The 25918-nt window shown below is 67.5% G+C and carries 21 protein-coding genes, 5 pseudogenes and 1 CRISPR repeat array; of the genes and pseudogenes, 13 read left to right on the forward strand and 13 right to left on the reverse strand.

Going from position 1 to position 25918, the window contains the following annotated elements; all coding sequences use genetic code 11:
- From IE136_RS33105 to IE136_RS33120, 4 genes are all read left to right on the forward strand, one after another.
- Entirely contained in the window at positions 1–1599 is a 1599-nt protein-coding gene (locus IE136_RS33105; protein WP_189602317.1) for a putative type IV secretion/conjugal transfer ATPase, read from the forward strand.
- Positions 1596–3335 (forward strand): type IV secretory system conjugative DNA transfer family protein, encoded by a 1740-nt coding sequence (locus IE136_RS33110; protein WP_189602318.1) that lies wholly within the window; start codon positions 1596–1598, stop codon positions 3333–3335. The genes IE136_RS33105 and IE136_RS33110 overlap by 4 nt, the downstream gene beginning before the upstream one ends.
- Positions 3325–3918 (forward strand): DUF4913 domain-containing protein, encoded by a 594-nt coding sequence (locus IE136_RS33115; RefSeq protein WP_229819417.1) that lies wholly within the window; start codon positions 3325–3327, stop codon positions 3916–3918. The genes IE136_RS33110 and IE136_RS33115 overlap by 11 nt, the downstream gene beginning before the upstream one ends.
- Before the next feature lie 77 nt (positions 3919–3995).
- Positions 3996–6194 (forward strand): pentapeptide repeat-containing protein, encoded by a 2199-nt coding sequence (locus IE136_RS33120; RefSeq protein WP_189602319.1) that lies wholly within the window; start codon positions 3996–3998, stop codon positions 6192–6194.
- Between the two features lie 42 nt (positions 6195–6236).
- Here the strand turns inward: IE136_RS33120 and IE136_RS36220 are convergent.
- Together IE136_RS36220 and IE136_RS33125 are read right to left on the reverse strand one after the other, a co-directional pair.
- Positions 6237–6335 (reverse strand): annotated as a pseudogene (locus tag IE136_RS36220) (GNAT family N-acetyltransferase); the annotation flags it as partial.
- 23 nt (positions 6336–6358) lie between these two features.
- Positions 6359–6655, reverse strand: coding sequence for a hypothetical protein (locus IE136_RS33125; protein WP_189602320.1), 297 nt, complete (start codon positions 6653–6655; stop codon positions 6359–6361).
- A gap of 227 nt (positions 6656–6882) precedes the next feature.
- Between IE136_RS33125 and IE136_RS33130 the strand changes: the two are divergent.
- The 3 genes and pseudogenes from IE136_RS33130 to IE136_RS33140 all read left to right on the forward strand — a co-directional run.
- Positions 6883–7026 (forward strand): annotated as a pseudogene (locus IE136_RS33130) (IS5/IS1182 family transposase); the annotation flags it as partial.
- A gap of 90 nt (positions 7027–7116) precedes the next feature.
- Positions 7117–7887, forward strand: coding sequence for a hypothetical protein (locus tag IE136_RS33135; protein WP_189602321.1), 771 nt, complete (start codon positions 7117–7119; stop codon positions 7885–7887).
- An 82-nt stretch (positions 7888–7969) separates the two neighbouring features.
- Positions 7970–8305: pseudogene (locus IE136_RS33140) on the forward strand (transposase family protein); the annotation flags it as partial.
- Between the two features lie 168 nt (positions 8306–8473).
- On the opposite strand, the pseudogene IE136_RS33145 reads toward IE136_RS33140, so the two are convergent.
- Positions 8474–9443, reverse strand: a pseudogene (locus IE136_RS33145) (transposase); the annotation flags it as partial.
- 382 nt (positions 9444–9825) lie between these two features.
- On the opposite strand from IE136_RS33145, the pseudogene IE136_RS33150 reads away from it, so the two are divergent.
- Positions 9826–10059 (forward strand): annotated as a pseudogene (locus tag IE136_RS33150) (transposase); the annotation flags it as partial.
- Positions 10060–10224: 165 nt separating this feature from the next.
- Here IE136_RS33150 and IE136_RS33155 read toward each other — a convergent pair.
- From IE136_RS33155 to IE136_RS33165, 3 genes are all read right to left on the reverse strand, one after another.
- A complete protein-coding gene (locus IE136_RS33155; RefSeq protein ID WP_189602322.1) occupies positions 10225–11679 on the reverse strand; it encodes an RNB domain-containing ribonuclease in 1455 nt (484 codons plus the stop codon).
- Between the two features lie 1140 nt (positions 11680–12819).
- Positions 12820–13257 (reverse strand): NucA/NucB deoxyribonuclease domain-containing protein, encoded by a 438-nt coding sequence (locus IE136_RS36920; protein WP_373309198.1) that lies wholly within the window; start codon positions 13255–13257, stop codon positions 12820–12822.
- Positions 13254–14174, reverse strand: a complete 921-nt coding sequence (locus tag IE136_RS33165) for a hypothetical protein (RefSeq protein ID WP_189602324.1) — start codon at positions 14172–14174, stop codon at positions 13254–13256. The genes IE136_RS36920 and IE136_RS33165 overlap by 4 nt, the downstream gene beginning before the upstream one ends.
- Before the next feature lie 411 nt (positions 14175–14585).
- On the opposite strand from IE136_RS33165, the gene IE136_RS33170 reads away from it, so the two are divergent.
- Positions 14586–15413: a hypothetical protein gene (locus IE136_RS33170; RefSeq protein ID WP_189602325.1), complete on the forward strand. Its 828-nt coding sequence runs from the start codon at positions 14586–14588 to the stop codon at positions 15411–15413.
- A 75-nt stretch (positions 15414–15488) separates the two neighbouring features.
- Here IE136_RS33170 and IE136_RS33175 read toward each other — a convergent pair whose 3' ends face one another.
- From IE136_RS33175 to IE136_RS33185, 3 genes are all read right to left on the reverse strand, one after another.
- Positions 15489–16259: a transposase gene (locus IE136_RS33175; RefSeq protein ID WP_189602326.1), complete on the reverse strand. Its 771-nt coding sequence runs from the start codon at positions 16257–16259 to the stop codon at positions 15489–15491.
- 78 nt (positions 16260–16337) lie between these two features.
- Positions 16338–16895 (reverse strand): SUKH-4 family immunity protein, encoded by a 558-nt coding sequence (locus tag IE136_RS33180; protein ID WP_189602327.1) that lies wholly within the window; start codon positions 16893–16895, stop codon positions 16338–16340.
- Between the two features lie 85 nt (positions 16896–16980).
- Complete coding sequence (locus IE136_RS33185) at positions 16981–17865, reverse strand: glycosyltransferase family 2 protein (protein ID WP_189602328.1); 885 nt, start codon at positions 17863–17865, stop codon at positions 16981–16983.
- Positions 17866–17957: 92 nt separating this feature from the next.
- Between IE136_RS33185 and IE136_RS33190 the strand changes: the two genes are divergently transcribed.
- Positions 17958–18644 carry an LbetaH domain-containing protein gene (locus IE136_RS33190; protein WP_189602329.1) on the forward strand — a complete coding sequence of 229 codons (687 nt, stop codon included), beginning with the start codon at positions 17958–17960 and terminating at the stop codon, positions 18642–18644.
- 332 nt (positions 18645–18976) lie between these two features.
- Here IE136_RS33190 and IE136_RS33195 read toward each other — a convergent pair whose 3' ends face one another.
- Positions 18977–19198 (reverse strand): hypothetical protein, encoded by a 222-nt coding sequence (locus IE136_RS33195; RefSeq protein WP_189602330.1) that lies wholly within the window; start codon positions 19196–19198, stop codon positions 18977–18979.
- A 369-nt stretch (positions 19199–19567) separates the two neighbouring features.
- Entirely contained in the window at positions 19568–20323 is a 756-nt protein-coding gene (locus IE136_RS33200; protein ID WP_189602331.1) for a hypothetical protein, read from the reverse strand.
- Between the two features lie 162 nt (positions 20324–20485).
- A CRISPR array of direct repeats spans positions 20486–20819; the repeat unit is 29 nt; unit sequence GGGACCATCCCCGCGGGTGCGGGGAGCAG.
- Positions 20820–21151: 332 nt separating this feature from the next.
- Here IE136_RS33200 and IE136_RS33205 point away from each other — a divergent pair.
- Entirely contained in the window at positions 21152–21907 is a 756-nt protein-coding gene (locus tag IE136_RS33205; RefSeq protein WP_189602332.1) for a hypothetical protein, read from the forward strand.
- A complete protein-coding gene (locus IE136_RS33210) occupies positions 21904–22683 on the forward strand; it encodes a hypothetical protein (protein WP_189602333.1) in 780 nt (259 codons plus the stop codon). Before IE136_RS33205 ends, IE136_RS33210 begins: the two co-directional genes overlap by 4 nt.
- A 314-nt stretch (positions 22684–22997) precedes the next feature.
- Here the strand turns inward: IE136_RS33210 and IE136_RS33215 are convergent, their stop codons facing one another.
- Positions 22998–23183 carry a hypothetical protein gene (locus IE136_RS33215; RefSeq protein WP_189602334.1) on the reverse strand — a complete coding sequence of 62 codons (186 nt, stop codon included), beginning with the start codon at positions 23181–23183 and terminating at the stop codon, positions 22998–23000.
- An 813-nt stretch (positions 23184–23996) separates the two neighbouring features.
- Complete coding sequence (locus IE136_RS33220) at positions 23997–24158, reverse strand: DUF8636 domain-containing protein (protein ID WP_189602335.1); 162 nt, start codon at positions 24156–24158, stop codon at positions 23997–23999.
- A gap of 489 nt (positions 24159–24647) precedes the next feature.
- Here IE136_RS33220 and IE136_RS33225 point away from each other — a divergent pair, with 489 nt between their 5' ends.
- On the forward strand, positions 24648–25709 hold the full coding sequence (locus IE136_RS33225; protein ID WP_189602336.1) for a pentapeptide repeat-containing protein: 1062 nt from the start codon (positions 24648–24650) through the stop codon (positions 25707–25709).
- Positions 25710–25918 lie beyond the last annotated feature (209 nt).

Consider the following 25918-nt stretch of genomic DNA (forward strand, 5'->3'; position numbering starts at 1 on the left):
ATGGCACGCAAGTCGAAGGCGCCCGTGGTGACCACGCCCAAGCGCGTGGTGCGGGCCGCCGAGCAGGCCCCGACCCGCGAGGAGCGGCGGGCGGAGAAGAAACTGAAGGCACGGTTCGCCCCCCGGCGGGGGTGGGGCGGCCGGTTCGGCGGCCGCGCCCCGGTCGAGGACGCGGGCACCGTCTACACCGGCCCGACCACTCAGGTCGGCGGCATCTACCCCTTCCTCCTCGGCTCCGGGCTGCCGCCGCGCGGTGTGCCGGTCGGGCGGGACGTGCTGACCGGGGAGCTGGTGTGCATCGACCCGTCCGGCTGGACCGGCAAGCTGACGACCAACCCTGGTATGTGGGTCATGTCGCAGCCGGGCGCGGGTAAGTCGGCGCTGGTCAAGCGGGTGTGCCTGGTGTACTCCGCGTACGGGCACATGGTGTGTGTCCCCGGCGACGTCAAGGGCGAGTACAGCACGCTGATCAGCGAGCTCGGCGGATCCGTGGTCCGGATCGGTGACGGCATCGGCCGCCTCAACCCCTTGGACTCCGGCCCGCTCAAGGGCCGCGTGCAGTCGCTGCCCGTCGACCGGCGCCAGGCGCTCCTCGACGTCCTCAACGGCCGCAGGCTCGAGACCCTGGTCGCGCTGCTGTCCACCAAGCACGGCTTGGGCCGGACGCCGGACGAGATCGAGCGCTCCGCCCTGGACACGGCAGTCCACGTCGCCTCCGCCGCCCAGGCCTCGGGCAGCGACCCGATCGTCTCCGACGTCGTTCAGGTGCTACGCGCCGCTCCGGAGGAGCTGCGGAACAAGCTCACCGCCGACGGCGACCGCTACCAGGACCTGACCCGCTCGGTCATCGCCGGGCTCGACAACCTGATCGGCGGCCCGTTGCGCGGACTGTTCGACGGACCGACCACCACTCCGCTCGACATCAACGCGCCCGCCGTCTCCGTCGACATCTCCGCCCTGCGGGCCCGCGGAAACGACGTCGTCTCCGCCGGGATGATCGCGACGTGGGCGTACACCTACAGCTCGATCGACTCAGCCCGCTCCATCGGACTGATGGACCGCAAGCTGGTCCTGCCCATGGACGAGATGTGGCGCGCCCTGCGCTCCGGGCCGGGACTGGTCGACGCCATGGACGCGATCAGCCGCCTCAACAGGACCACGGACGACGTCACCATCTACGTCACGCACTCACTGCTCGACGTCGAGGCCCTGCCCACCGAGCAGGACCGCGCGAAAGCGCGCGGCCTGATGGACCGCTGCGACACGTGGGTAATCGGCGCGTCCTCCGAGGAGGAGCTGCGGCGCGTGACCGGCAAGAGGTCCCTCACCGAGCAGGAGCGCATGATGATCGGCTCCTGGTCGTCGGCCACGTCCACCGGCCTGGACATCGACCCCACCGTCCTGGCCGAGGGTGGCGAAGGCCAGCCGCTGGCCGAGGAAGAAGGCGCCCGGCACCCGGGCCGCGGCAAGTACCTGATCAAAATCGGTACCCGCCCGGGCATCGCGTCGGCCCTGGAGCTGACCGCGACCGAGAAGCGGCTCTACCGCACGGACACCAACCAGCGCCGGGCGACGACGACGGGGGGCGGCAGCCGATGATGACGGAGAACGACCGGGCGTGGCTGGCCGGAGGCATCCTGTTCGGGGGCGCGGTGACGCTGTCCGCCTCCACCTGGGCCGGGGCCGCTGCCGGCGCCGTCCTGACCGGTGAACAAGCGGCGCCCGCCTCCCCACTGACGGTCTACCGCATGACCACCGACTGGGCTGCCACCTGGCCGCACTCCCAGACCGCCTCGGCCGTCGGAGCCGGGCTCCTCGACGTCGCCGTCGTCGCCCTCGTGGTCTGGGGCCTGCGCGTCGCCTTCCGCTGGTTCCGCAACCCCTCCGACCTCGCCACGCTCTACCAGGTGCGTGAGCTCACCCCCAAGCCGGCGGCCCGCACCGCCACCCGGCTACGCGCCTCCCTGAAGGACCGCAAGCCCAAGAAGATCCCGGCCCGCGACCGTGGCGTCCTGCTCGGCGACCACCTGCCCTCCGGGGTGGAGCTGCGCGGCTCGGATGAGGACACCTACGTCGCCATCATGGCGCCCCGTGCGGGCAAGTCGACGTCCCTGGCCATCCCGGTGGCCGAGGAAGCCCCGGCGAGCCTGCTGATGACGTCCAACAAGGCAGACGTCTACGCCGCCACGCTCGCCTCCCGCTCGAGGGTCGGGCACGCGTGGATCCTCGACACCCAGGGGGTCGCGCAGGTTAAGCGCGACATGTGGTGGGACATGATCGCCCAGGCCGAGACGCTGGAGGGCGCCGAACGGCTCGCCTCCCACTTCGTCACCCAGATCACCTCGGAGCAGGCCGACCCGTTCTGGTCCCAGGCCGCCGGAGACCTCCTGGTCGGCCTGTTCCGGGCCGCCTGGTGGGAGGGCGGCAGCGTCCGCGACGTCATGCGATGGCTGGCCGACCCCAAGGAGAAGGCCCCGCTGCGCGTCCTCTACGAGCACGAGCCCGTGCTCGCCGAACAGGTCGACTCCTCGATCAACATCGCCGAGGAGACCCAGTCAGGCATCTACCAGAACGCCCGCACTGCCGTCAGCGCGCTGCGCGACGAGAAGACCCTCGCCTGGGTCACACCGGACAAGCACCGGCCGCGGTTCGACCCCGAGCATTTCGCCACCAGCCGGGACACCCTGTACCTGCTGAGCAAGAAGGGCGGCCCCGCCAGCGCGGTGGTGGCCGCGCTCGCCGACGCCGTCTTCACCGCCGGCGCCGAGGCGGGCGAGCAACACGGCGGCCGCCTGCCTGAGCCGATGCGCGCGGTGCTGGACGAGGCAGCCAACATCTGCCGCATCGCCGACCTGCCCGACCTCTACAGCCACCTCGGCTCCCGCGGCATCACGCCCTTCGTCATCCTCCAGAGCTACCGGCAGGGCGTGAAGGCGTGGGGCGAGGTCGGCATGGACTCGATGTGGTCCGCCGCGACGAAAAAGGTGATCGGTGTCGGCCTGGACGACGCGAAGTTCGCCGGCGACATCGCCACCCTGGTCGGCATGCACAGCGTGGAGCGCGGCTCCTTCTCCAAGAGCAAGGACGGTCACAGCCGCAGCTACTCCGAGCAGCGCGAACAGATCCTCGACGCCGCCCAGATCCGCGCCATGCGCAAGGGCACCGCGTTGCTCATGGCCACCGGCATGCCCGTCGCCCAGATCGCCCTGCGCCCCTGGTACGCCGAGGAGGTCATGGCCCACATCGGCCCGCAGATGAAGGCCGAGGAGAAGGCCATCACCGAGCGAGCCGTCGCCGCGTACGAGGAGCGGAAGGCAGCCCGGCGTGGCCGATGAACCCGACGAGGTGCCAAAGCTCGACGTGCCGGTCGGCATGTTCGAGGACATCGAGGACCTCAAAGCACAGATCGCAGCCCTGACGACCCAGGTCAACAGGCTCACCGAGCACGCCGCCGGCGCGGAAGGCGAGGCCTCAGCCGACGACGAGCAGGAGGGTGAGGAAGCAGAAGATGCCCTTGAGGCGGAGGATGAATGGCAGTACCCGCCGTTCATCCTCCTGCTCGACTCACCGCAGTACGACGAAGAACTGCGTGCCCTGATCGAGTGGGTGGAAGGCGTCCTCGTCCCCGGCTACCTCGCCGAACCCTCCGCCGACGCCCGCTGGTGCCACCTGTGGTTCGAGCACCCCGTCGCCATCGCCCGCCTCCACGCCCTCTGGCTCGCCTGGCAGGAGCTCACCGACCCCGCCACCTGCGGCTACACCGGCCCCTCGGTGTGGCACCGCGACCACCTCGACCCCTGCATGCGGGAGCTACGCCCTTCGGCAGGGCCCTTCGCGGGCTGCACCAAGGGAGAACACCAGATCGCCCACCGCCTGCCCGGCACGGTGCCCAGCGCCTGGCGACAGGCCGACGGCTGACCGTTCGGGCTCTGCAGTCCTTCGACAAGCGAGTTCGCCCGCCTGCGCCCATCCCGCATTTGTGGAGTCACAGCAGCATGACCACGTCCCCAACGCCCATACCGGCTCCCCCGTCCTGGCCGCACTGCGGGCACGGCGCAGACGCCGCTGATCCCATTGGCTGCCGCGGTATTCACGTCTCCAGCCATGGAGCGTGCCTTGCGCATCTCTCCGACACGGATCGCGACGCCTATCTGAACAGCCTCGCTGCGGGAAGCAGCGTCGATCACAGCGGTACCCCGTTCACCCCGGCGCTCCTGTCCGCTCTGCTCGAAGCGGTACGGGACTCGACCGGTATACCCGTCCTCGGCCCAGCCACGTTCGCCGACGCGCAGTTCTCCGGCGTCGCGGCGTTCGAGCGGACCCGGTTCTCCGGCCACGCCCAGTTCAAAGGCACTCAGTTTCTGGGAGAGGCAGGGTTTGAGGGGGCGGAGTTCTCTGCGGACGCCCGGTTCGACCGAGCACAGTTCTCAGACGCTGCATCGTTCGGTGGCGCGCTGTTCGGCTTCGCCGATTTCGAGGGGGCAGAGTTCTTCGGAGACGTCCGGTTCGGCGAGACACAGTTCTCCGGAACGGCCAGGTTCGCCGGGGTGAAGTTCTCGGCGGTCGTTCTGTTCTCCGGGGCACAGTTCGACGACCACGCGGTGTTTGATCGGGCCAGATTTGCCGGATTTACCCGATTTGATGGGGCGCAGTTCCTCGGTCCCGGCAGGTTCGCGTACACACGGTTTTCTGAGGATGCCCACTTCCACGGGGTTCAGTTCGCCCAGGACGCTTTGTTCATGAGCTCCCAGTTCTCCGGGCGGGCAGACTTCCTCAACGCCCGGTTCGCCGGGACCACCTGGTTCGACAGGGGACGGTTCTCCGGAGAGTTCATCGTCAGCGCAGCAAGCTTCTCCGGCGGCGCCTGGTTTGATCAGGCTTGGTTCGCCAAGACCGCGCGGTTCGTCGAGACACAGTTCGAAGGCCGCGCCCGGTTCCCGTGGGCATGGTTCGAAGGGCGAGCGGAGTTCCGCCAAACCAGATTCTCCGGCTCCGTCGTATTTGGCGGGGCGAAGTTTTCGATGGATGCCCAGTTCGCCATGGCGGAGTTCGGGGCGTCTGGGCGATGGGGTCCGGTCGTGTGCGACCGGACGCTGAACCTGTCCGGTGCTGTGTTCGAAATGCCTGTGACGATGGAGATTGCAGCGAGTCAGCTGCTCTGCCAGCGGACCCGGTGGGACTCGACGGCCACCCTGCGTCTGCGCTACGCCACGGTGGACCTCACCGATGCCGTGCTGTCCGCACCCGTGGCTGTCACCGCCCATCCCGTCGAATTCGTAGCCAACGGTGGACGCCCCGACGAGACAAAGCTGTCCAGCCGACCCGCCGAGGTGCAGGTCATGTCGGTACAAGGCGTAGACGCCGCACACCTGGTCTTGACAGACACCGATCTCACCGACTGCCAGTTCTCCGGAGCGTTCCACCTCGACCAGCTTCGGCTGGAAGGCCGCACGACCTTCGCATTCACGCCGACTGGCTGGCACCGCAACGGCATACGACCAGTGCACTGGACCCGCCGCCGTGCATTGGCCGAAGAACACCACTGGCGTGCCCAGAGCGCCGGCCAGCCCCAGACGCCTCCCGGGCAGACACCTTCAAAGCGAAAGTGGCGTCCTGGACCGCACCACCCAGACCCCGGGCTCACCCCGGACCCAGAGGATGTCGCCGCGGCCTACCGGCAGCTGCGCAAGGCGTTCGAGGACGGAAAGAACGAGCCGGGAGCGGCCGACTTCTATTACGGCGAGTGCGAGATGCGCCGCCACGACCGCACCAGCACCACTCGAAGTGAGCGCGGCCTGTTGTGGGCCTATTGGCTGCTGTCCGGCTACGGTCTGCGCGCCTCCCGAGCGCTCGGCTGGCTGGCTGCCTCGATGCTCGTCACGCTCGTGCTCCTGATGGGCTTCGGTCTCCCGCAGGGCTCGCCGAAACAGCAGGCGACGGGCACCGTCCCGGCCGGCGGAGGCAAGGTCACCCTGACGATCGACAAGGAGGACCCGAAAAACCCAAGCGGGGAGAGGTTCACCGGCAAACGCTTCGATAAGGCCCTGAGCGTCACGCTCAACTCGGTGGTATTCCGTTCCAGCGGACAGGACCTGACCACTGCCGGAACCTACATCGAGATGACCTCCCGTCTCCTGGAGCCCGCGCTTCTTGCGCTCGCCGTCCTCGCTGTCCGCGGCCGCATCAAGCGCTGACTGGCGGCCTCCCTTTATACAAAGGAACCGGACAGGGGCCGTTCATGCCTCGGCGAAGGGCTGGCGTTCGCCGATCTTCCGGTAGCCCCAGCTCTCGTAGAGGGCTTGGACGCGGGGGTGGGTGGTGTCGACGAGGAGGACCCGGCTAGGGCCTGTCTTCCGGATCAGGCCGTGGGACGGCGGCGGGCGCGGAGCAGGTGAACGCCCTTCACGGCATAGACGGCGGTCACGAGCGCGAAGCCGGCGGGGGTGAGCCAGAACCAGGATTCCGCCACCACGAGGCCCAGTAGCAGGCCGCTGAGGAGCAGCATGCTGCCGACGGTATCCAGCAGGTCGAGACGCGCCTTTGAGCGCACCGCGGGGTCGGGTCCGCGCAGCCGGCGGATGACGGGGACGAGGGCGAGGGTCTGCAAGACGGCCAGACCGAGAGCGATCCAGACGAACCAGTCGGGTATGTCCACGCCGCGCACTGTATAGCCCCCGGCCCTCGGGACGAAGATCCGAAAGAAGCACCCTAGTGGTTCGGGGCGGTGGCCGACGAGCTCGGTGCGCAGCTAGCACTCGGCTGTGCCCATTCCTGTGGGAGTAAAGGAACTGAGCTCTTGCCGGTTCGGCAGGGCAAGGGCTCTATTCACGGCCGCTCGTATCCCCTTGGGCGCTCCGTCGGCGCGGTCGGCGGGCCCTGCTCGTCGGCATCCGAGTTCCGCGAAGCGGGCCGGGACGACCGAGGGCCCGGCCGGACGCCGTGCTGGCGGACCGGGCGTACTCGTCCCGCGCGATCCGGAGCCATCTCCGCCGACGCGGGATCCGTGCAGTCATCCCTCAACGGCGCCGCAGGCCCCAGCGTGGGCGGTGGCGTAGGTGATCCCGCTCACGACTCACTGCCCCCGGAGATCGCTCCGCAGCGTGCTTGAATCACCGGATGATCGACTGGTCCACACTCCACGACGCCTACGGCCCGGCACACGCGATACCCAGGCTGCTGGACCGATCCATCGGTCGTGACCAGGAGGCCATCGACTGGCTTTGGGGGCGCTTGTGCCACCAGGGGACGATCACCCCGGCGAGCATCGCCGCACTGCCGCAGCTGGCGGACATCGCCAAGACCGAGGACGCCGGGGACTGGGCGCTCGATCTGGCCGGAGCCATAGCGAGTGGCCTCCTTCAACCTCACGGCGCCGACGAAGAAGTCGCCCGCTGTGAGGCGACTTTGGCCGAACTTCGCGCCATGGCCGCCGCCCGACTGCGGTCTGGCCTGGACGGAAAGATCTACCTGAGCCGGCTGCGGGCCATGCTCGCGTTCGACGGCCAGATCTTGTGGTTCGAGGCCCTGGATGACTTCGCTGATTCCTTCGTCACTGTCGCCTGTCCGCACTGCGACGCACCGGTGACGATCGCGGTCGGCGACTACGGTTGCTACTCCTCGATCCGGGACTGGAATCTGGGGGATGTCCACCAGGTCCCGCTCCGGCCGGCCGTCCCGCACGAGCTGACCGGCACCGGGAGGATGTTGCACGAGTCGGCCGTACGGGATGGCCAGCAACGGCTCGCCTGGGGCCTGATGCACCTGTTTGGCCAAGCGGAATGCCCAGGATGCGGGAGCGTCTTCGGCATCGCAGACGAGTACGCGGCCGCCAATGCACCCGCCCCATGGGACTTCGCCCGAGGCCACACTAAGGACGCTCTCTGGTGACCACCGGCAGGACCCTCGAAATCGAACAGTGAGCTCGTGCCCGCTGTCCCGACTTGACGGCTTGGCGCCGTGAGGTGTCTGGATGACCCCGTTCGCGGGGCTGAGCCCGCGCTGCTTCGGCAAGCTGCTGACCACGCTGCGGCGTGATGGAGCAGATTTGGTCCACCGAGGCCGGCCGTGGAGCCTGCCGCTGGAGGACCGGGTGTTGCTGGTCACGGCCTATTGGCGTACCAATCTGACGTTGAGGCAGCTCGCTCCGCTGTTTGGCGTCTCGAAGTCCACGGCTGGCCGAGTCGTCAATCACCTCGGCCCCCTGCTCGCGCTCCGGCCCCGCAAGCGGTTCGCCAAGGACACCGTTCTCATCGTGGACGGCACCCTGGTCCCCACCCGCGACCACACCATCGTCGAGCGATCCAAGACATCTCATGTCGCTGGAGGTCAACTCGGTGAGGTGGCGGCGTCACGTCCAGCCCCAGCGGTCGGGGTGATGTGCCTGGCTTGTCGGAGCCACCCGATAGCATCGCGGCGCGTTATAGGGCGGGCACCAGAGGGGGTAGGACATGCAGGTCGCTGGTGTTGAGTTGCAAGCTCGCGTCACAGGTGCCGCTCCGGCGTATGCCTTCATGGCTTTGGCGTCTGTGAAGCGTTCGCGGTCATCGCCGATCTCGGCGAGGACGCGTGCCCCGGACAATACAGACAGCCCTGGGAAGCTCGTGATGATGCCTGCATCAGGGTGTGCGAGGAATGCCTCTTCCGTCGCCGCCGCAAGCTGAGTGACGCTGAGGCAGGCGGCGTCGACCTGTCGGACGAGCGCCACTGTCTGGTGTCCCAGAGCCTGTTCGACCTGCGGCAGTTGTCGCAGGTAGTCGGCGCGGAAGACTGTCCGAAGCCGCTCGACCTCGGCTTCGATTCCGCAGCGTGGACGCTCGCCGCGCTTGAGCAGCGCGCGCAGCTGGCTGCGGGTCAGCCTGGCGGTGTCGGCCGGCGTGGGTGCGGCAGTCAGGATCACGCGGGCGCGTGGTGAGTCGAGTCCGGGTTTGCCGGCGCCGTGGAAAGCGGCAAGGGCGGCTGGGTAGTACTCGCGCAGATGTGACCGGAGCCGGTTGATCATCTGCTGCCGGTCCCAGATTGCATCCTGATGAGCGCGGGCCAGAACGGCGACGGCCTGCCCCACCTCGCTGTCGTCGGGCAAGGGACGATGGGCGTGTCGGTCGGTGCGCAGGATGTTGGCCAGAACCCGGGCGTGCCGCGTCGGACTTGGCTCGGGAGACGCTGCCACGATCGCGATAGCGGGCTGCGGCCAGTGGGTTGATCGCGTAAATCTCACGGCCGGTGGCCCGCAGGCCGGCGACGAGGAGCCCGCGCGGTGTCTCGATGGCGACAGGAATCGGATCCTCTGCGCTGTCACCGTGCCGGGTCAGGAGCTCCATCAGCGCGTGAAAGCCTGCGCTGTCGTCGCTGATCCGTAGCTTGGCCACTTGGGTTCCGTCCTGGTCGACCAGGGCTATGTCGTGGTGTCCCTCCGCCCAGTCGATGCCGCAAAAGATCTTGTTCAAGCCGGTGCCTCCGTACGAATCTGCAGGTCAAACCCACGCGGAGCACGCGGCGCTCTAATAGAAGTGCTCCAGGCACGCCATCTCATGAGCCGTTCGTGTCTCCAGCAGACCGACAGGGACCTCGGTCTGCTGGAGAGCTCATGGGCTCGCGAACTGCTGAGAGGTGGCCCCTGTCGGCGGGCTGAGGACATGAAAACCGCTGATCCGAGCTCCTGCCGAGCGGGACCGGTCTTAGACGAGAGATCAAGGTCCCGGAACTACCGAAGGTCTCCGCCCGGCAGGGCAAGGTGCGAGGTGGATCCAGTCCTGAAACGCAAGCAGTTTCCCGCCTCGCATGGCACCCCTTGCGCTTACGCGCTCGGGGCCGCCGATGACCTATTAGAACTACCGGTATTCCACCAACCATCAGGTCGTCATCGACGCAGACACCCGCCTGGTCGTCGTGGTCGGCCAACCGCTCGCCGGGAACCGCAACGACTGCAAGGCATGGGAGGAGTCCGGTGCCAAGGCTGCCGTCGGCAAGACCCTCACGATCGCCGACGGCGGCTACCCGGGAACCGGACTCGTCATCCCGCACCGTCGCAACCGCGGCCAGCAGCTTCTTCGCCCGCATGAAGACCTGGAAGATCCTCCGCGACTGCCGCCTCTAAGGCGACGGCGTCCACCACGCCATGCTCGGCATCGCCCGGATGCACAACCTCGCCCTCGCCGGATAGGTCGCAGGTGGCACGATGGCCCGCTATGCCCGAGGCGGCTCCGAGATCTTTACGGGAGACACCCCTTAGGGCACGGTGAAGAGGACCTTGTCCTCGTCCGCGGCGGGGTCCGCCTGCTTGAGCCTGGCCCTGATGCTGGATCCGAGCTGGAGATCCAGGCCGTTGGTCGAGACGACCTTGGCCAGCACAGCGGGGTCGGCCAGGAACACTTTGCCCTCGCGCGGCCTGCCCCGCTCCGCATCGGTGTCGATGACCGCGGCGTCGAACACCTCGCCCACGCGGTCCTTGAGCACCGCGGCCTCGGCCAGGTCCACGGTCTGCCGGTCCGCCAGGCCGCCCTTCCCCCGTGCCGTGTCGCACGGGATGCAGGACAGGGCGTCGAGCACCCAGTTCGGCGGGGCCTTGTCCGCGCACGCCATCACGCACAGCTCACCGGTGTACCGGTCGACCAGGCGCCGCAGCGGAGCCGTGCAATGGGTGTACGGGGCCGCGATCGCTGCGTGCATCGTGTACGCCGGCTTCTGGTTGTCGCGGAAGACGGTGTACTCCGCCTTGAGCATCGTGCTCGTGGCCTCGGTGAGGAAGGCCATGTGCTGCTGGTTCTGGGGATCTAGCTTGCGGACCAGCGTGGCGTACGAGATGCCGGGCCGCCAGACGATGCCCAGGGCCTTCGCGATGTCGTGCAGGCGCTTAATCACGTTCTGATCGGCCTGCTCCTTCTGGGTCCGCAGGATGCCGGTACCCGTGTCGAGCATGATCTGGGCCGCGGACATCCCGGTCATGAGGGAGATCTGCTCGTTCCAGCCCTCGACCGGCAGCGCCGCCACGTAGCGCAGCCGGAACGATCCGTCCTCGAGGGTGACCTCCTGGTCCGGCAGATTCACCGAGATGCCGCCGCGCGCGATTTCGACGGCCTCCCGCAGCTCACCGATCTCGCGCAGCAGGGCGAGGGACTCCTCCGCCGTGCCGTTCTCGATGGCCTGCTGGGCGCCGGCGTAGTCGAGCTGGGCCCGACTTCGGATCATGGCCCGGCTCACGGACGAGTTGGTCAGATTGCCGTGGGCGTCGAGGTCGTGCTGCCACAACAGGGCGGGGCGGTCCTTGTTCGGCAGCAGGCTGGCCGCACCCTCGGAGAGGACGGGCGGGTGCAGGGGCACCTTGAGGTCGGGGAAGTACAGCGTTTCGATCCTGTCGTGCGCCTCGATGTCCAGAGGGCTGCCCGCCCTGACGAAGGTCGCCACGTCCGCGATGGCGTAGTACACGCGGTAGCCGCCACCGGGCCGCCGTTCCAGGTGCATGGCCTGGTCGAGGTCCTTCGAGGTCGGCGGATCGATTGTAAAGAACGGCAGGTGGGTGGCGTCCTTGTCGGGCAAGCGCGCCTCACGCGCGGCCTTGTCGGCCGCTTTGAGTACGCGCTTGGGGAAGCTCAGGGGGACCTTCAGCTCCGCGCGGAGTTCCTCCAGCGCGGTGCGCAGAGCGTCCTGGGCCTCGGCAGACATGTGCATCGGGCGGCGTTGCATGCCCCGAGCGTAGGGCGGCGGTCACGAACCGGCGCGGCGAGCGGGGCCGGGCGGCGGAGGGGACCGGGGCGACGGCGGCCGCGCGGGGAGGGGACATCGCCGGAGGGCGCGCGACGACAGCTACGGCACCTCGCCGCGTTGTCGGATCGCCCGAATACGCCCAGTAGGAGGACGACCCTCCGCTTGCAATGCACCGCATCTGACGCCGCGCGCTGATCCACCTCCGACACGCAGGAGGCTGCGGCGGGTCTCGCCCTTCGCGGACTGGACGAGCTTGTCGATCAGTTGGTATGCCGGTCCAACGGCGCCGAGCCTCGAGGTGGTTCCCCGATTACCAACACCGATCTTGGCGACCCGCCGTGAGGCGACGGGCGTGCACAGCGCCACCATGACCAACGCGTCGCTCCAATCCCAGTCACGCTTATATGCGGCACAGAGGCCGAGGTTCGCCGAGTGGCTGACCTGGACGAGATCGCATCGGCGCCGAGTTGGCGCAGCGCTTACGGCGCTCAGCGGTTCAGCTGGAACCGCTGCCTTCGTAGACCTCGGGCGGGCGGCATGAGGTGGTCGGTAGTCCCAACTGCTTTCGAAGGCTATAGGGATTGGGGGGCGCGTCTCGATACGATCGTGACCATGGATCCTGAGTCGATGATTAACTCCGATTTGTACCCCGACAGGCAACCCTGGGACGTGGTATTTGACGAGTTGTGGGTGTCGCACAGCGAGTTTTGGCTCGTGGCCGGTAGCGGGCCTGGTGCTGACATCGTGAGTGCTATTCCTGAAGGAGACGCAGTTACGGGTAATGGGGAGGCTATCGGCATTCCTACATCAGGTTCTGCGGGGGATGTTTCCATCGCGCTTTCCGTCTGGGAGGCGCCGGTGCCCGAGGGGCGAGGTACCTGGCTTGGAACGTGCCGCATTTGGGCGCCTGGGAGAGAGCTTTCTTTCGTCAACGTGGAGGGAAGGGAGCCGGGCCCTGTCTTGGTACTTCCAGAGGGAGCCGAGTATCAGGTGAGCGTTTGGCGGTGTGCCAAGGCCGACGCTGCAGGATCTGAACGGTATGACATCCGCGTGTGGCAGTGCCCCACCTCAGGGTGAGGCGGGGCACTGGCGAGGGTTCAGCCTCAGATACGAGGTTGGCTACGCACCTGGCCAGCCGGGAGGAGGCCACGCTCCCGGCCATCCGGGGGGCGGCCCATCCGCCGGGTTCCACAAGATCATCACGTTGAAGGCGTCCCGGTGAAGGATTCGCTCCTTCGAGTAGAAGCTCGCCAGACTCCCGCCTGCAGAGCGGTTCTGCGATAGATCGAGGTACTTGACCGAGAAGTGCATGCCGTAGGCCGGGCCTTCGTAGGTCGACCCAAACGGAAACTCATCGCAATCCAGACCTGTCGAGTTGGCGGGCTTTATGCGAGCGCAGGCCCTGTCCTTCGCCACGATGTTCTTCTGCCGTTGTAGCTTAGCTGCCCCGTCCCAGCCTTCATATAGCCGAGTCAGGGCCCCCCTATCCCCCCATCCCGGGATAGATTTTCCGGCCACCTTGGGGTGCGTTAATTCGGGGTAGGCATACGCTGTCATGATTGGGTCGCAACGGCACCGTGTGCGGCCGACCTAGGGTCGTAGAGTATCTTTGGGGCGGCGGCATCGAAAACTCCGCCACTGGCGCCTTCGAGGTAGCTGGCAGAGTCGAACCTGATGGACGTGTCAGCGTCAGTGAATTCTCCGCAATATTTGCCGACGCACGTGCTCGTTGCCACGCCGCAGCGCGATAAGAAGTCCCGCCCATACCCCAGAGATTTATTCTGATCGAAGACGATCGTAGCAACAACGTTTCCGTTTGCCAGACACTGGCCGAGCATCTGCGGATTGGTCGCGCTGTTAGTTACCTCGCAGGCCACATTGGAGCCGTCCGCCCCGCGATAGCCCGAAGAAATACCCGATACCTCAAGTGGGCCTGTTTTGGGCACCGTTCCTTGGATATCGAAGAACCCAAGGTTGACCATATAGTAGATTTCTCGACGATCCTGCGGGGCCTGACCAGCTATAGTTTGCAAATAGGTAGCCGTCCCGAGGACCCTGCCGGTCGCGACCTCAACGTGATTGTAGGTCCATCTCGAGACAGAGCAGTAACGGAACCGATCCACAACCTTTTTGCCGACTTTGCTGTCCAGGAACGCCCGGCAATCGTTGACTGGATCGTAAGCGACGTCCATACGTCCAGAGGGAACGCCATCCTTGTAGTGGTCGAGGTTACGTTCGTACGTGGCACCCGTTCGTTTTGCCGTCACTTGCCCGTGCTCGGTCAAAGTGGGGAGGGTCGGCGTTTTGGCGGGCCTTGCTTTCAGTCGTTGCAGGCTCTCGATCGGAACCTTGGCGCCGACCCTTGAAACGGGGTGGTCAGCGTCAACGATGCGCGGCGGCGTCGTGACCGTGGTCGGAGCGGAATCCGCCGCTCCCGCGCTGGGTTGACCGGAAATCGCTGCTGCGATCGTCATGGCAACAGCGATGATCGCTGTGTGAGTTCTGCGCACTCGCCCACTTCCCCTTAGTGAAGGATGCCCATTACATGCAGGCCATGAATGATTAGCAAAGGGAGTCGCCCGGTACGTCGCCTGGCTGCGGAAGAACCCCGCCGCCCTGCCGAAGTGGATGGAGGAGAGCGCGGCGGCCTAAGGGCTGTCCCGTAAACGATCTACGGTGTGTCGCTCGGATATCGGCGCTGTTCCTCATCCGGCGAAGGCGCGTGGTTGTGGAGGCGGGCGATGCCGAGCCGAGCATGGCGTGGAGAACGCCCTCGTCCTTGAGGGGGCAGTCGCGGAGCATCTTCGGCCGCCGTCCCGCTTGACCCGTGAGTGTTGTCGGTACCTCATGTCAGGATGCGAGCGAACGCACGCAAGGAGATCAGCATGGGTACCTGGGACACCGGCCTTTTCGGCAACGGCACGGCAGCGGACTGCGCTGAAGCGATCCAGAAGGCCTTCGCCTCGTCGCTCCGGCATACGCCTTGTCCTGTCACGTCCGCCGCCGGGTCACTGTTGCCCGTCGACTGGATCGACCACGTCGACACGGACCCCGTACGCGCGCTGGAGATGCTGGTTCTGGGGTGGTACCCGGCCGAAGACGCGCCGCCGAACCCCGATGCGCCCACGGACGACGTCCTCGCGCTTCTGCCGCGGGCTCTCGCCGCCTTTCACCGCCTTGCCCGCGTGCGTCCGGCCCTCTACCGCTTCAGCAACCCGATGCTCCTGCGCCCGCAGCACATCACGAGGCCGCACGGCAGTCAGCTGGTCTTCGCGGTCGATAACCAGTGGGTCAGGGACTGGTCGATCCCTTGGCCGTCCCAAGTCGGCCGGGAGGACGCCGACCCCCCTGTCTGGCTCACCGAGGACCCGCACTTCGACGACGACCCGGAGACGATCCTCGAAGCGGAACACCTCAGCCGCTTTCTCCTCCAGTTCACCCTCAACGAAGCCTGCGGCATCGCGCCGTTCAGAGCCTGGACCTTCGTCATACCTATCGAGCGCCTCGAACCGCTGTGGAGCTTCCTGCGCCCGGTCCCCCTCAGCCCCTTCCTTCCCTCCTACGAAGGGAACGTGTTCTACGCAGCACTCGGACTGCTGGCGAGCGTGAGTTCCGATGAGACCGAGGCGGTCATCGCGTTTGGAGCCCGCCACCGCGAAACCCTCGCCCCCCTGCGGGCATACGACTTCCCCTGGCGACACTTCGACGAATAGCCCCCGCGTTCACGCTGCTGAGGGTTCCGCAAGTGATCTCAGACGTGCTCCTCATCAGCCAGCGGCATAGATCCGCTATCCGGCCAGGGCGAGATTGTGGAGGCGGGCGATGCCGAGCATGGCGTGGTGGACGCCGTCGCCTTTCAGTCGGCAGTCGCGGAGGATCTTCCAGGTCTTCATGCGGGCGAAGGTGTGCTCGACTCGGGCGCGGACTTTGCGGTGGGAGGTGTTGTGGGCTTCCTTCCAAGCCGGCAGCTCGCTCTGGCCGGGTTCTCGGCGGTGCGGGATGATCAGGCTGGTGCCGCGGTAGCCGCCGTCGGCGATCACGGTGGTGTTGCCGACCGAGTATTTGGCTCCGGATAGTTCCCATGCCTTGCAGTCGTTGCGGTTGCCGGGCACGGGCCGGCCGACGGAGACGACAAGGCGTGAGTCGGCGTCGATGACGACCTGGTGGTTGGTCGAGTAGCGGTAGTTCTTGGACTGCTCCGCCACGCTGTGGTCCCGTGTCGGCACCAGGGTGCCGTCCACGATCAGCACCGTGTCTCTGCGGAAGCGGCTCCGCGGTCGCAGCGCGAGCAGGGGTCCGAGTTGGCTCACGATCCGTCCTGCGGCCGACTTCGAGATCCCGAACAGGGGAGCCAGCTGCCGCAAGGTCAGGTTCGTCCGCCAGTACGCGGCGACCAGCAGAACCCGGTCTTCCAGCGGAAGACTCCACGGACGGCCCCTGCAAACCACGGGCGGGCCTCCGCGCCGCAGCATGGTGATCAGTTTCCCGAACTGCTTCGGACTCAGCCCGGAGTACGGCGTTATCCATGACGGCTCCGACGCCGTGATCACAGCCCCCACAAGAAGAGCATCTCAGCGACGGGCCTGACATCCCTGCCCGCCCGGAGGCATACGGCCCGTGACCTTACCGAGCCGAGGTCAGTAGAGCCAGCGGTCCAGGAGCCCTGGCCAGAGAAACCCCTCGTAGCCGTTGAAGGCCGCCGGGTCGATCTCCTTCAGCTCCTCGGCCAGCCGGTTCAGCTCCGCGAAGGCCCGCTCTTCCTCCTCAGAGAAGTACTCCTCGGGACCGTCCGGCTCGCTGAGAAGCTCAGAGGCTGTGACTCGACTGCCGTAACAGTGAAGGACGTCGAGCCACACGCCGACACCCGAGTTGGCGAACCATGCCTGCCCATCCGGCATGACGAAGTAGACCGCCCCGGTCTCCGGCTCGACGCCGAACCATGACCGCTCGGCCTGATCATCGGGGTCCGCCTGCTCGGTGAGACGGTAGAGCGGGCCCCGGGACGTGAGCAGGGACGGCTCAGCCTCGCTCTGCATCACGACTCGTTCAATGAGGCGCGGAGCTACCGGGATGCCCACCTCGACGAGCTGTGCCTTCATGAAGCCCGGGATCCGCCAGCCAGCCACCACGTCCCGTCCGGCTCGCGTGACATGCCCCAGACCGGCCCACTCGGTCAGCTGGTCGTACGTCGCCATCGAACGATCCTCTTCCGTCGGCTGTGGCCCTGACCCTATCGAGCCGGTCTCAGGTCACGGCACGGCCGCACTTGCGGGACAGCCCTTAGATGACCGGCGGGCGTCCGAGGCGGGTCATGCGCCACACCGTGGCCCAGCGCATGGGCCGCCTCACCCCGCACGGCCTGCGCACACGCACACCCTCTAGGAACCCGCCGAACCATGCTTTGAGGCCTGGCAGCGAACGTGTGCGGGCCACGGTGAGGAGGGTCCACACCCCGAGGTACACAGGCACGAGAGGGGCCGGCAGGTTCCGCTTGGCCATCCACACCCGGTTGCGGGCTGTCATCCGGTAGTAGACGGCATGCCGGGCCGGGCTCGTCTTCGGGTGCTGCAGCAGCAGCTCCGGCTCATACAGCACCCTCCAGCCGGCATCGAGCGCCCGCCAGGCGAGATCGGTCTCCTCGTGAGTGAAGAAGAATGCTTCCGGCCAGCCGCCGATCTCCTCCAGCATCCGCATCGACAGGCCATGCCCGCCGCCGAGGAACGTGGTCACCTCACCCCGGCGCATCGGGTCCTTCGACCGCAGTCGAGGAACGTGGCGGCGCTGAGTCTCGCCGCTCTCGTCGGCGATCCGGAACGACACGATGCCCAGAGTCGGATCCGCCTCGTACAGGTCGGCGAGCCGCTGGAAGACGTCCGTATCGATCAGCAGCCCATCGTCGTCCAGATCCACCAGAACATCGACGTCACCGAAAGCGCGCAGCGTCTCGATTGCCACATTCCGCCCGCCAGACACGCCCCGGTTCTCCGGCAGCTCTACCCCTGTCACGCCCTCCGGCAGCTCGGGCAGCGACCCGGTGCCGTTGCCGACCACCACGACCCGGACCGCCTGTTCCTCCTGCTCGGCCACCGCATCGAGCAGCGCCCGCAGCTCAGCCGGCCTCGAGCCCATCGTCAGCACCGCCACACCCACACGCGGTCGCGCCACAACCCACTCCGTCCACCACCCAGCAACACCCCGAAACCCGCGATGCTAGCCGCAACGCGACCCCTGCCGTTCACGCGAAAGGAACGCGCGCCATGGTCTCCATCCACCTTGGCGACTACATCCGCAGCGCCACCCGCGGCCAGGTGGCCCACACCCCATACGGTGACCTCGCCGGATACGAGCTCGTCGACTTCCTCACCCTCTGGCCCGACCTGCATGCCGCCGCCCTCGTCCGGCTCGGTGACCAGCGCATCCACCCGACCGCCAAGATCCACCCCACCGCGATCGTCGGCGACGACGTCATCATCGGCGCTCACGTGAAGGTCCACGAGTTCACGACCGTACGAAACCGTGCCGTCCTCGCCGCCGGCGTCTCGGTCGGCTTCAACTGCGAGGTCACTCACGCCTACGTCGGCGAAGGCACCGTCCTCGGCCACCGTATCGGTCTCAACCGCACACTCGTTGGGGTCGACGCCCACCTCTCCTCATCCGTGACCGTCGCCGCCATCAACCTCTGCGACGACATGACCAGACCAGACCGCGAAGTCATCATGCGCGCGCCCGACGGCCTGTACCGCTCGGGAACCATCCGCTTCGGCGGCCTCATAGGCGACGGCACCCAGACCGGCCACAACATCGCCCTCGGCCCCGGCATCACCATCGGCCGCCGAACCCGGATCGACAGCGGAGTCACCCTCGCTGCACGCATCACCCCACCCGACAGCGTGCTCAGCGCCTCGCACATCGGGGATACCCACCTTCGCCGACGCAGGACCTGAGCGAACGACGGATGCCGGCATCAGCCAGAGGCTCGACGGTCGACCGGCTCGCGCACCTGGCCTGCGAGCTCTTCGAGCACATGGCCGCCCGTGATCAGGACTGCCCGAGGCTTTTACGGACGAGCGAGAGGAGCGAGCCCTGGTCTCCTCCGTCGTTACCAATGCGGTTGGCGTCGCTGATGAGGCCGGTGACGGCGAGTGCCTGCACAGCTGGTGTCCAGCGTTGCGAGGAGCTCCATGACGTCGGGCAGATCGTGGGCCAGGACGTAGTCGGCGGAGTCGAGCGTGTCGAGCTCGCCAGCGAACCGGGGGTGTTCCTGCCGCTTCCAGACTCACAGGGCGAGGGGCAGCATGTCGGCACTGGCGGTCAGGCCTTCAGTGGCGGTCCACGGATCGAAGCCGAGCTTCTTGAGGTGTGTGTCGTCATCCACCTCCGCAGAGGGTGCGGGGAACTGGAAGGGGGTGGTGGTCCAGTTCCCGGCGCGGAAGAGGAGGAACGGGGTGAGGGGGCTGCCCGCGGGAGTGGGAGTCAGGGAGGTCTGAGTGAGCGCCACGGGACCCTTTGTAATGTGTTTTTGAGCTGCTCGGAGAGTTCGAGGAGTGGACCATTCCCGCAGGTGCGGGGAGCAGTCGTACACCGACATCGTCACGGCGCTGGGCCAGGGACCATCTCCGCGGGTGCGGGGAGCAGGCCAGTGACGCTCCGGTCATCGTCGACATGCTGGGACCATCCCCGCGGGTGCGGGGAGCAGGTTCGTCCAGCAGCTTGGATGAGGTGGTGGTGAGGACTGGCTTTTGTCGTCGAGAGCCAAGAGCGATTGTCGATCACAGCCGAGAGCGGTACACAGCCGGCGGAAACCGTGTTGCCGAGTTCCGAGAGCGCCCAGGTACTTGCGCATGGCCCTGTGCTGTGCGTGTGCGGTTCATGCGGTGGGCCAGGTGCCGAGTGCATGGGCCAGCCGGTCACTGTGCTCACGGGTGATGCCCTGGGCAAGGCGCCTTCCGGACCGTGGGCTCATGGGTCCGTCGCAGTACAGGATTCCGGGGAAGTGCTCCTGGCTACCGGAGAGCGGGGAGGGCCCGGGAAGCGTCCATTCGGCCGGCTCCCACAGAGGGTGGTCGACGAGTAGTGCTTGCGCCAGCTTCGGTGCTTCACCGGCCGGAACGCCCGCCCGCGTGAGGGCGTCGCCAAGTATGTCGACGGCCTCGTCGGGCAGGTTCTCGTCGCCGACCGCGGGCAGCAGGAGCAGCAGGCGGGCGTGTTCGGCGTGGACGCCGGGGGCGTCCAGGTCAGGGGTGCGCGCGATGTGCGTGAGCTCGCGCCAGGAAAGTCCCGGGCCAGCCTGGTGCCCGTCGATGGTGGCCAGGTAACCGTGCCGTCCCCACTCGGGGTGGGCGATGAAGTACTCCGTTCCCGGGTCATCGGGAAAGTTGCAGCCAAGGACCACTGCGGTGTGACCGCCTGAGAACGGGATCCGGAAGACCGGCCACTGTTCCTCGTCGTGCAGGGCATCGGAGGCCGCATCGGTGTCGGCTTCGTCGACGCCGAACCATGCCAAATCTGGATCGTCTCCCTCGGTTTGGCACATCCACAACAGGTAGGCGGCCCAGAACCCCGGCAGCGCCAGCAATTCCTCCCCTGGCACGAGCGGGTCGTTCTCAAATCCATCGATCAGCATCAGTCGAGCATGTCAGCCGCATCTGACAGGCCGCGCGGCGCCCCGAGGACTCGACCCCGCCCAAGCGTTGCTGTTTCTCGTCGACACCGCGCACGCCATCGGTCAGGAAGTGTTCTCAAGAACCAGCAACAAACGCTCTTGTGTCTGGCCTCCGCAGCCATGAGGACCATCCCCGCGGGTGCGGGGAGCAGCTCGGAGGCGATCTCGCACTCGGTGGCGCACCGGGACCATCCCCGCGGGTGCGGGGAGCAGATGGCCTCGTCGAGGCTGACGAGGTAGCTCTGGGGACCATCCCCGCGGGTGCGGGGAGCAGGGCGACGGCGACCGGTCGCAGGCCGCAGCCCGGGGACCATCCCCGCGGGTGCGGGGAGCAGTTCGTGTGCGACTTCCATTCCAGCGGTAGCAAGGGACCATCCCCGCGGGTGCGGGGAGCAGAGGCTGTCGATCAGGGTCTGCACGGCGAGTTGGGGACCATCCCCGCGGGTGCGGGGAGCAGACTTCATGACCTGCAAGTTTATGAAGACCGCGGTCAAGTCTTGACCACTTTCATAGAGTCCGGCAATTGCCTCATGCAGGCTCAAACTTTCGGTAGTCATGGACAGTGTGCAAACGATCATCGCAGATCGTCGGCTACTGCCTCAGGGCCCCATCCTCGAAATCTGCACGCCGGTATCAGCGGAGCTGCGGCGCTCCGCTGGGGTTGGCTCGTGCCCTGGCAGCGTGGGCACATCCTCCGTGCGCGGCTGTACGGCTGGGCGAACCTGACATTTGCTGTCGGGCTTGTCGTCTACTGGTTCGGGGGTGTGCTCCCTCGGAACACCACCGTTCGTGACGTCGCCACGGATGATGGCCGCCGACCTCACCGGCGTCGAGCAGGCCGTGAACGCCTGGGGCGTCACACTGCCCCAGTCCCCGAACAGCGAGATCCGAGCGGCCCTGGCCTTCCCCCTCGCGCACATGCTGTTCGACGTCCGGAGGCTCCAGGCCCGCCTTCAGGCGACTGTGGAGGCGGCACAAGAGGAGCGAGCACGGCAGCAGGAAGCCGCCGTCATCGCCGAGCCCGCCCCGCCGGCGCCCTCCGTGGTGACGGACGACGCCCCGGCGGCGGAAGCGCCTACGCCCACAGAGCCTCCGGCGGCGGCCGCGCCCACTGAGCCGCCCACCGCCGCGGGCGGCGAGCCGTCCACGGACAAGGAGGAGGAAGCCTCCGAAGCGCCCCCGGCGCCCTCCGGCGAGGAGACACAGCCGGACACCGCTCCCGCCGATGAGCCTGCCGCAGCGGACTGGAGGCCCTGGGACGAGGAGGACGACCTCGCAGACGAGGTCCTGACGGGCTTCGAGGGCGAGCTGACGCCTCCGGCCCCCGATGTCCCCGAGATCGCGACGCCACGCGAGGATCCTCCGCCCGTGGCGCCTGCCGCCGAGGGCCCGGAACCGGCAGCGTCCACGCCCCTGTGGGGGACGGACGAACTGCCCGTAGCCGCGTACGCAGGCGGGGAGGACGATCGCGAAGAACGCCCCGAAGCCGCCGCGGGCGCCGTCGATTTCGTCTCCAACTTCCAGGAGCCTGGGACGACGCCGTGACGACGGGGGGCACGTCCGCCGAGCTCTTCGACGACGTACGCCCCCACCTGGTCACTCTCCAGAGCCTCATCACGGAGGCGGTCAACGGCTCTCCCGCCCCGGCACCGGACGCCCCGCCGGCCGAGCCGGAACCGGCGCCGGAGCGCGACGGGCACCAGGAAGCCGCAGCGGTCAACGTGACCCTGCGGCAGGCGGACACCCACGTGGACTCGCTCCAGGATCTGCCGGAGTGGCAGAAGATCCAGAGCGTCCGCGGGGCGATGGGGCACCTGCTCACCACCATCAGGAAGCGGGCCGGGGACCAGTTCGACCGACTGCTCGCCGACAAGCGCGCGAGCGGCTTCCTGCGGGAACTGTCGGCCCGCGCCTGCGACAAAATCGCAGGACTCGCCCAGGCAGCCGCCCGCAAGCTCCGCGGGGACGACGCCCGGGCCGACGAGCGGGGCGGCGCGCTCCCGAGCGCCGAGGCGCTGCTCCGCCTCGGAGACGCCGCGACCACCTACAGCGCTCCTCGCGGAGGCCGAGGGGGGACCCCGCCGCGACCTGCGGACCGTGCGACGGATGGACCGGATATCCCGGCCATGCGGAAGATGGGCGAAGCCCTGGCCAAGCCGATGCCAGGGGCCCGGCCGAAGGTGTCGGCGGCCGCCGCCCGGGGACGGTCGACTACGACCAAGCGCCCTCTGAAGAAGCCCGTTCCTGGCAGCACCGAACAGCAGGACCACCTGCGCCGCGGTGCCGACCAGTCCCAACCGCGCAAGCCGCAGCAGCGCTGAACCTGACAGGTCCCGGCGTCCGGACCTCCGGACGCCGGGACCTGTCAGGTTCAAGCGGTCAGTCTGGCCAGATAACCCGCGCGCCCTGATTGGTCCCCTCAAGCACGGGCGGAGGCCGCCGTTCGGCGCTCCGCCGGAGTGGGCAGGGGGGCGGCTACCTAAAAACTCACCTCTTAAGAGGAACGAGAACGGGAGGGGCGGCGGGGGATCTACGCGATGTGTCGCGGGCCGCTGCCCTCGGATGCTGTGCCGCGGCGCCGCCGACCTCGCTGGGCGGGGATGCAGAGACAGCCCGCCCAGCGCCATGCCGTGGATCAGTGCCGGGTCTGCACCCACAGCACGATGAGGCTGACCGCGCCGCTGCCGACGCCGTAGGCCATGCCGCGGACGACGTGCTGGCGGATCTGCCACTCTCGGATCCGCCGACGAAGCCGCGCCGTGCGGCTCTCCGGCTTGTCGGGCGTGTTGCCGGTGTCCTTCGTCTTGCTACCGTCGCTCATGACGGATCTCCTTCATCGTGGGATTCGGTCCGTGTCCAGGGCTCCCGGCCCGATGCCCGGTCAGGCTCAGCCGGGCCGAGGAGCCCTGTAGCGCGGTGGGCCAGCGGCCCGATGTGATGACGATGAAGGATTGGCAGTTAGCGCCGCAAGTCGTTGTTTGCGCAGGTGAGTTGAGGGTGGCCTAGGCCGTCCGTAGCCATGTTTGCTCTGCTGGTCGGGCAACACTGGAGTCAGTGGCCAAGGTTGATTCTCAACTTTGATGGTCTGGCGGTGGCTTCGTCGGCGCGCTCAGTCAATGAGCGTAGGAGTTTTTACGTCCGTGGAACGTCACGCCAAGGCGGGGGTGTCCCGGGGCCCTGTGTGGGCGATCGCGCCGGCGGCCGACGCAGCCTGAATGCCCTGCCAGCCTTTCGACGGCACCTCGGCCATTCCGGCACAGCGAAAGGCACGCCGCAAGTACGAGAATCGCGTCCGCCCGGGCCGGGCCCGTTCACTCGTCACGGTGGACCCGGCCTGAGCCCTCGTACGGTGGTGGTCAGGGCGTGCGCCGATAGCCTCCCGTGGGGAGCCGGGAGCCGGGAGCCGGGAGCCGGGAGCCGGGAGGCGGGCGCGGCCCCGCCCACGCGGGCGGGGCCAGAGCGGTCCCTCTCCGGGGGGAGTCGCGAATGCGGAGGACCACGTACCGCTCACCCTGCCACCGCGGCGCCGCAGGCGACAGGGGCGTGCACGAAAGAACCTCAGGCATATGCGAAGTGCCCCGCCCCGTGTGCTGCCCGGGGCAGGGCACTGGCGTAGGAGCTCTGGGCCCGGGGTCTACATGCCCGGCTTCACCTTGACGATCGCGACGTCGGAGACGCCTTCTTGGGCTTCCTTCAGCGTCTTGTAGTCCTCGGCGGCCGACGCGCTGTAGGAGACAGCCGACTCCTGCCGGCCGTCCCTGCCGGCCTTCGTCCACTGCAACCTGTAGCTCTCCACGATCGTCCTCCGCTCGAAAATAGATGTGCCCGACGGCGCATCGGCTTCGCGCTGATGGGCACCGCCGGGCATCCCTAAAGACTCGCACGGGCCACTGACAGTGGGGCGAAGCCAGATGTCCGAGGCTGATGCCAGCTGTGCCGTTCAGGGTGTGATGCCACGGGGGAAGCACCGCACGCTGTGGTCAGCGCAGTGGCGCCGTCCCAGAGTTGCCTGCTCCATCCGGCGTGGAGAAACGAGTGCGCGCCCCCACCCCCCGAGACTCACCTCTTAAGAGGTGAGTCTCGGGGGGTGGGGGCGGGTGTGACCGAGATGCGCGTCAAAGAGGCAACCAAATGATCTTGAATTCCTAGGTCGTCTCGTCGTAGTCACGCAGCATCCTGGCGCTTGCCGCAGTCCAGCCAAGGTGAGCCCGAAAGAGGCCGCCGGATGAGATCCTGGGCGTGTCGCAGCCGTGCTTCACCCTGGTGGACCTGATCACATAACTGCATGTCAGACCCCGCCCAGGCGACCTCGCCTCGCACCTGGTGGCTCGCAGGCGCTACCTTCCTCCTGATTGTCGGCTTCCTCTGGCTGCTCTGGAAGGGCCCCTGGTTTCTCGACAAAGCGCACCTCAACCAGCAGGCCACACCCGGGGTAGCGTCGGTCGTGACCGGCTTCCGCACGGCAGTCGTGGCGGTCGGGGCGGGCATTGTGGCTGGCATCGGCCTAGTCCTCAGCCATCGCACGTTCCAGCACACGCGCGAGAACGACCGGGTCCAGTCCGAACTCACACGCGGCACTCTTGAAATCACCCGCGCCACTCTGGAGCATGCACAGGTCCGGGACCGCGACCAGGCCGAACTCACGCGCGAGGGCCAGGTTACCGACCGCTTCACCAGGGCAATCAGTCAGCTGGCCTCGGAACGCGATGTAGAGACGCTGGGCGGCGTTTACGCGTTGGAGCGGATCATGGGGGACTCCGAGAAGGATCACCCCACTGTCGTGGAGGTCCTTGCCTCGTTCGTCCGCTACCACGCCCCGGCTGGAAGGGACCCCGGCACGTCGACCGATCGTCCGCGGCCGGTGGAAGCGGTCCAGGCAGCACTGACAGTCCTGGCGCGCCGCCCGAAGCGCCACGAGCGGTTCAACATCGACCTCCGCGGCACGGACCTGCGCCACGCAGACCTGAATACAGGGGACCTGGCGAACGCGCAGCTCTCGGAAAGCGACCTCCGTAACGCCAACCTGATATACGCCAACCTGAAGAACGCAAATCTCTCTCGGGCCGACCTGCGGGGCGCCGTCCTCAGGCACTCGGACATGGAGGGGGCAATTACCTCCCAAGCATCCCTCAGCGGCACCTACCTGGCCGAAGTGACAGGCCTCACTGCGGAGCAGGTCGTTGCCGCGTTCCCGTCCGACACCACAGAACTGCCTGACTACCTGGAGGCCAACCAGGAAGTCCAGGAACTGATCGCCGACCTCGAAATGGAGATGCGTACCAGACGCGCCCGCGAGGCTGGCGCCGAACAGCCCCCCTCGGACGGGCCGTACACGGACCCACCTTAGTCATGGCCGCCGGCGGCCGCGCGTATCGTCACGAGCGGCTGGCGTTGGCTTCCGGCTGGGTAAACCGGGCAGCCAGGCGCACCGCGAGGCCGTGTCTGGGCTGGGACTCCAGGGGTGGTGGCTACGCGGTCCGTTCGATCGAGGTCACCATCAACGACAATGGGGGGTGGCGACCGGGCGCCCACTAGGGCTTCAAGATCAACTCATTG

It is taken from the genome of Streptomyces lateritius (assembly GCF_014649715.1).
Lineage (GTDB): Bacteria > Actinomycetota > Actinomycetes > Streptomycetales > Streptomycetaceae > Streptomyces > Streptomyces lateritius.

What these genes read in the sequence shown, in the direction of transcription:
- IE136_RS33120 (WP_189602319.1), top strand. Translation starts at nt 3,996, where the DNA reads ATGACCACGTCCCCAACGCCCATACCGGCTCCCCCGTCCTGGCCGCAC.
- IE136_RS33180 (WP_189602327.1), bottom strand. Translation starts at nt 16,895, where the DNA reads ATGGCGACGTACGACCAGCTGACCGAGTGGGCCGGTCTGGGGCATGTC.
- IE136_RS33165 (WP_189602324.1), bottom strand. Translation starts at nt 14,174, where the DNA reads ATGACGATCGCAGCAGCGATTTCCGGTCAACCCAGCGCGGGAGCGGCG.
- IE136_RS33170 (WP_189602325.1), top strand. Translation starts at nt 14,586, where the DNA reads ATGGGTACCTGGGACACCGGCCTTTTCGGCAACGGCACGGCAGCGGAC.
- IE136_RS33225 (WP_189602336.1), top strand. Translation starts at nt 24,648, where the DNA reads ATGTCAGACCCCGCCCAGGCGACCTCGCCTCGCACCTGGTGGCTCGCA.
- IE136_RS33190 (WP_189602329.1), top strand. Translation starts at nt 17,958, where the DNA reads ATGGTCTCCATCCACCTTGGCGACTACATCCGCAGCGCCACCCGCGGC.
- IE136_RS33110 (WP_189602318.1), top strand. Translation starts at nt 1,596, where the DNA reads ATGATGACGGAGAACGACCGGGCGTGGCTGGCCGGAGGCATCCTGTTC.
- IE136_RS33200 (WP_189602331.1), bottom strand. Translation starts at nt 20,323, where the DNA reads ATGCTGATCGATGGATTTGAGAACGACCCGCTCGTGCCAGGGGAGGAA.
- IE136_RS33155 (WP_189602322.1), bottom strand. Translation starts at nt 11,679, where the DNA reads ATGCAACGCCGCCCGATGCACATGTCTGCCGAGGCCCAGGACGCTCTG.
- IE136_RS33105 (WP_189602317.1), top strand. Translation starts at nt 1, where the DNA reads ATGGCACGCAAGTCGAAGGCGCCCGTGGTGACCACGCCCAAGCGCGTG.
- IE136_RS33215 (WP_189602334.1), bottom strand. Translation starts at nt 23,183, where the DNA reads ATGAGCGACGGTAGCAAGACGAAGGACACCGGCAACACGCCCGACAAG.
- IE136_RS36920 (WP_373309198.1), bottom strand. Translation starts at nt 13,257, where the DNA reads ATGACAGCGTATGCCTACCCCGAATTAACGCACCCCAAGGTGGCCGGA.
- IE136_RS33135 (WP_189602321.1), top strand. Translation starts at nt 7,117, where the DNA reads ATGATCGACTGGTCCACACTCCACGACGCCTACGGCCCGGCACACGCG.